Source organism: Moorena sp., assembly GCF_982860115.1.
In genome coordinates, this window is record NZ_CEYLVT010000377.1 from 1 (window position 1) to 4255 (window position 4255).

Annotated in this window: 5 protein-coding genes and 1 pseudogene; all 6 read left to right on the forward strand. The window is 42.0% G+C overall.

The genetic code is table 11. The features are described 5' to 3' along the window. Window positions 1-50: 50 nt before the first annotated feature. A pseudogene (locus AC4II3_RS31560) lies at window positions 51-308 on the forward strand (RNA-guided endonuclease TnpB family protein); the annotation flags it as partial. Between the two features lie 185 nt (window positions 309-493). Then, a complete protein-coding gene (locus AC4II3_RS31565; RefSeq protein ID WP_488016705.1) occupies window positions 494-1066 on the forward strand; it encodes a phycobilisome protein in 573 nt (190 codons plus the stop codon). Window positions 1067-1156: 90 nt separating this feature from the next. Further along, window positions 1157-1708 (forward strand): phycobiliprotein lyase, encoded by a 552-nt coding sequence (locus AC4II3_RS31570; RefSeq protein WP_488016707.1) that lies wholly within the window; start codon window positions 1157-1159, stop codon window positions 1706-1708. A gap of 417 nt (window positions 1709-2125) precedes the next feature. Further along, entirely contained in the window at window positions 2126-2662 is a 537-nt protein-coding gene (locus AC4II3_RS31575; protein ID WP_488016709.1) for a phycobiliprotein lyase, read from the forward strand. Between the two features lie 85 nt (window positions 2663-2747). After that, on the forward strand, window positions 2748-3359 hold the full coding sequence (locus AC4II3_RS31580) for a CpcT/CpeT family chromophore lyase (protein WP_488016711.1): 612 nt from the start codon (window positions 2748-2750) through the stop codon (window positions 3357-3359). Between the two features lie 311 nt (window positions 3360-3670). Beyond that, window positions 3671-3976, forward strand: a complete 306-nt coding sequence (locus AC4II3_RS31585) for a CpeR family transcriptional regulator (protein WP_293112141.1) — start codon at window positions 3671-3673, stop codon at window positions 3974-3976. The last annotated feature ends 279 nt before the right edge of the window (window positions 3977-4255 follow it).

Genomic DNA, 4255 nt, shown 5'->3' on the forward strand with positions numbered 1-4255 from the left:
ACGGTTTTGGAGACGAGTCGCAGAGGTGACTCTGCGGCTTAGTTTAATAAAAACCATGTGGGTGGAAAGCATCAGGAAAACGAGTTAGGCGTGGACTTTATCGTACCAGTAATAGGTCTCTAGTGAATGCAGATCTTAACGGTAGCGCAAACATTATGCGCAAAGTAGCCAGAAAGCTAGGTCTTAACCTAGACCGACTGAGTAGACGGTGTTTGACGACCGTAGCGAGGGTTAGATTGTGGCAGCTACCCAATTCTACCCTGTCAGCAGAATCCCCGCGTCTAATGACCGGGGAGTGTCAAAATTGAGTATACTGCTGTGAAGTGAACTAGCCCTAGTTGCTATCGGAAGCTAGGGCTAGTTCAATTTTTCAATTTATAGTTTTTGTTTTTGTTAACCGTTGCGTTGATGACATGGTCAACCTTGGCCTTTCAACCTTCAACCTTAAACCTTCAACCAACCTTAAAGCTTTAACCTTTAACAACAATCAACCATGACGACTCAACTAAGCGACTATCTCAAAGAGCTAATTACCAAAGCCAGAATTGTCAGCTTTGCCAACTGGCAAGACTCCTATCCCCCAGAGATTATCCAGCATTTCCAGGCAGCTGATGATCACCGTCGCTATCTTACCGATGATGAGTTGCACCAGATTAAAGCATGTTCACCAGATACGGAACCCTTAATCAATACAGCCAAATTTTTGCGGGATAACGCTTCTGATATTGTTTCCGAAGCCCGGGAAACCGTATTGGCTCAATATCCTGATATTACTAAACCAGGGGGTAGTCTTTATCCCGCCCCACGAGCAGAAGCGTGTTGGCGAGATTTTTGGCATTTTCTCCGCTGTATTACCTATGGAATTGCTGGCAGTAGCACCGAGTTTACCAGTGCTGAAGGACTGCACTATATGAACTTGTTGTACAAAGAAATGCAAGTCCCAATCCCCGCCATGGTATCAGGATTAGAAGAGATAAAGGCAGCTAGTTTAAACCGATTATCTGAACCAGACACAATAGCCCCCTATTTCGATCATTTAATTAATAAATTGTTTCAATTTAGCTAAACCAATACCTCATAATTAAGACTATAAAAAATAGAATAGATAGTAACAATTTTAAAATAAATATTTTTAAAAATTTTAATTAACAAAACCATGTCTATATCCAAATTTCAATACTTCTTTGATTGCTGTGTTGGAACCTGGGTCGCACAACGTAGCTATCACGATCTGACTCACCAGCAGGTAGAGCGCTCCCGTACACAATTCACTATTGAACCCCTGTCTTCTGCCCTCAAAACTAAGGTGTTGATCGATAATCAGCAACCTGACTTACCTAATATCAATGACCTGTGTGGTTATCATCTTGGTTTCGAGACAGTTTCTGAAAAAGGTGAACGGGTGTCCCAACAACTGAATATGCTTTTTGTCCCTCAGGTCGAAGAATCAATGATTATAGAGGGAGATTATTTACGCGATCGCGCCTACGAAGAAGCTAAACCTAAAGTCGCTCATTTTAGCTTCGATAGCAATCAACTAGAACTTTTGATGACCACCTACTATACCCGTGTCGTATCTGTTGATTCCATTACTCTGATCAATCCCAACTTAAGAATCCGCAAAATTATTAATTACCAGCGTCCTATAGAAAGCGAACCCCTAGACAAGGTGGTTCTAGTGGGCTTTGGGGTGGAACAAAAAGCTTGATGGCGTAGCATTTCTCAATTGCTTGAAGGACTTTCGTTCTGGGTTAATGGGAGTCGGGAGTCGGGAAAACGGGAATGGGAAAACGGGAATGGGAAAACGGGAATAGGGAATAGGACACAAATCCTGTGTACCTCATTACTATGGTAACTGCTATAAATCCTGTTGGGGGTTAACTGTAAATAGTTGACTGTTGTGTTTCCGTTGATACTAGTTCTGGTCCCCACACATAACTGTCACAAAAGTTTACAATTACTAATGTTGAAGGATTGGAGCCACGGTGTATAACTGAAGATGTAAATCCGGGTAAAGGCTCTAATTTACTAGGTTTGCGTAACGTAGAACACCATTGAGCTGAGCATTCAGCTGCTATACGCAAACAAAATTGTTAACTTTTTTAAATTAAACTACACATAGCAGATGGAGCTTACTGAATTTATAGAACGTTCTATTGGACGTTGGCGATCGCAGCGCAGCGGTCATCACTTAGCGTTTAGTCACTTTGAGGAAATACGCTCAACTATTGATATTGTTGCCCTTGAGGCTGATGACTCAGCTGTGATTGACATTTGCAAACTATACGATATTGATCCCACAACTGCCTTGCATCCCTTTCGCATGAGTTGGGAAGGTGAATCAGATTGGGATGAAGACGACATCCAGTCTGGGAGTTGCGTTCTAGTCCCTATCCCGGATCCTGACAACCCCGATCGGGGAAAACTCCTCAGAGAGCAAGGCTATGCCGAGACAATTGCAGCAGTGGGCAACTATCACCTTACTGAAGATGGTACCTTCACGTTGTTAACGGAGTATGACCGAGCTGCTGCTGAAGAACGGATTTGGTTTGCTACACCGAATTTACGTTTTCGGGTGTCCTTGATTAAAACCAGTTCTGGTCAAGGGGTGACTACAGCCTCGTTTTCTTCAGAAATCCGTGACCTATCCCAATCGAGCTGAAAGTGACCCGGTTGAACAGTTAAGGTCATAATTTAGAGTTTTTTTATAATTTTTAACCTTAGGTTTTAAATAAATTTACCCACCAATGTTATCTAGTCCTACCGATAAAACTACCAGTAATTTACTGACTCTAGCTAGTTGGATGGCTGGAGATTTTAGTAACAAAAAACAAGCGATTGATAATCCTCAGCTTTACGCTCATATTCATGTTTTCTTTCGCCCCTTACCCTTTGATTTCTTTTCGGGTATTGGTTTCTACTCTGAGCAAGCCTATGACTATGATCTATGGAGTCCCTACCGTCAGGGAGTCCATCGCCTGATTGATAAAGGTGATCATAGTTATATAGAAAATTACAGCCTTAACGATCCAGTTCTTTATGCCGGGGCGGCGCGAGAGCTAGATATTCTCAAAACCATCACCCCTGATGCTATAGAACGTCGCTACAACTGTTCAATGATTTTCTGGCGAGAGGGTGACATGTTTCGCGGCAGTGTAGAACCCGGTTGCCAGTGTTTCATCCAACGTAATGGGCGTAAAACCTATCTGGTCAGTGATGTGGAATTGACTGAAACAACTTGGATCAGCCTAGATCAGGGTATGGATATCAATACTCATGAGCACGTATGGGGATCAGCAGCTGGTCATTTACGATTTGAGAAACGGCAAAGTTTTGCTGACGAATTACCTGATTTGTAGCGCCGATTTTTAGTGCCTAGTGATCAGCAATAAGGGATTGGATTGTGACACAAAAACCAACTAACAAATACTAAGTTAATTAGGGTAGGTAAAGTCGTCTAATCTAGACTACTCAAAATAACTATTTTTTGCCGAAAGTGATTATTAGGTATTCCTAAAACCTAATACCTAATACCTATAGGATTCCGTGTAGTAATTGTGAGGATTTTTGTTCCTACTCCCTACTCCCTACTCCCTACTCCCTTTGTTATCAAACCACTATCATAAAATCTTAATTATCATTAGAGTTGAGGATGATTTGTGTACAGCTAATGCTACCGCCAAGAGCTCAAAAAAAGATGCAGTGCTGGATTAGGAGCAGACATTTGATCTGCTCGGGTCACTTTTTTATCTTTGAGACGGTAGAATATACAACGGTTGAACGATTCTCGGAATGTGTCGAGAGTCTCGGAGGAAGTGTAATATCCGTTAAACCCATTAAAAAAATTTGGATTGGCTCCCATCGCCAAGTTATTTTGTATCAAGCTAAAGCGAGTTTACATACACCTCACCATGATCTTAAACAATACTGGATAAAATACGGGAGCTTCCGCACCAGATTTGATGAACGTTCGTGAAAAATCTCCCACTAATATCAATTGAGGTTGAATACCCATAATTAGAGGGAGGGTGGGAAGTGTGGGGAGATGGGGAGATGGGAAGACCGGAGAGATTTTGATTAAAGGTAATTATCCCGAAATTATATAAACCAGTTTATAACTAAGCTGTCAGCCATTGGCCAAGGCCAATGGCTGACAGCTTAATGTTTACCAAAAAGTTGTGGGTGGCGCGGGAGTAACGTCTATAGCAGAGAAAGAGTTGCTTAGGACAATACTATGAAGGCATGATCCAAAGCA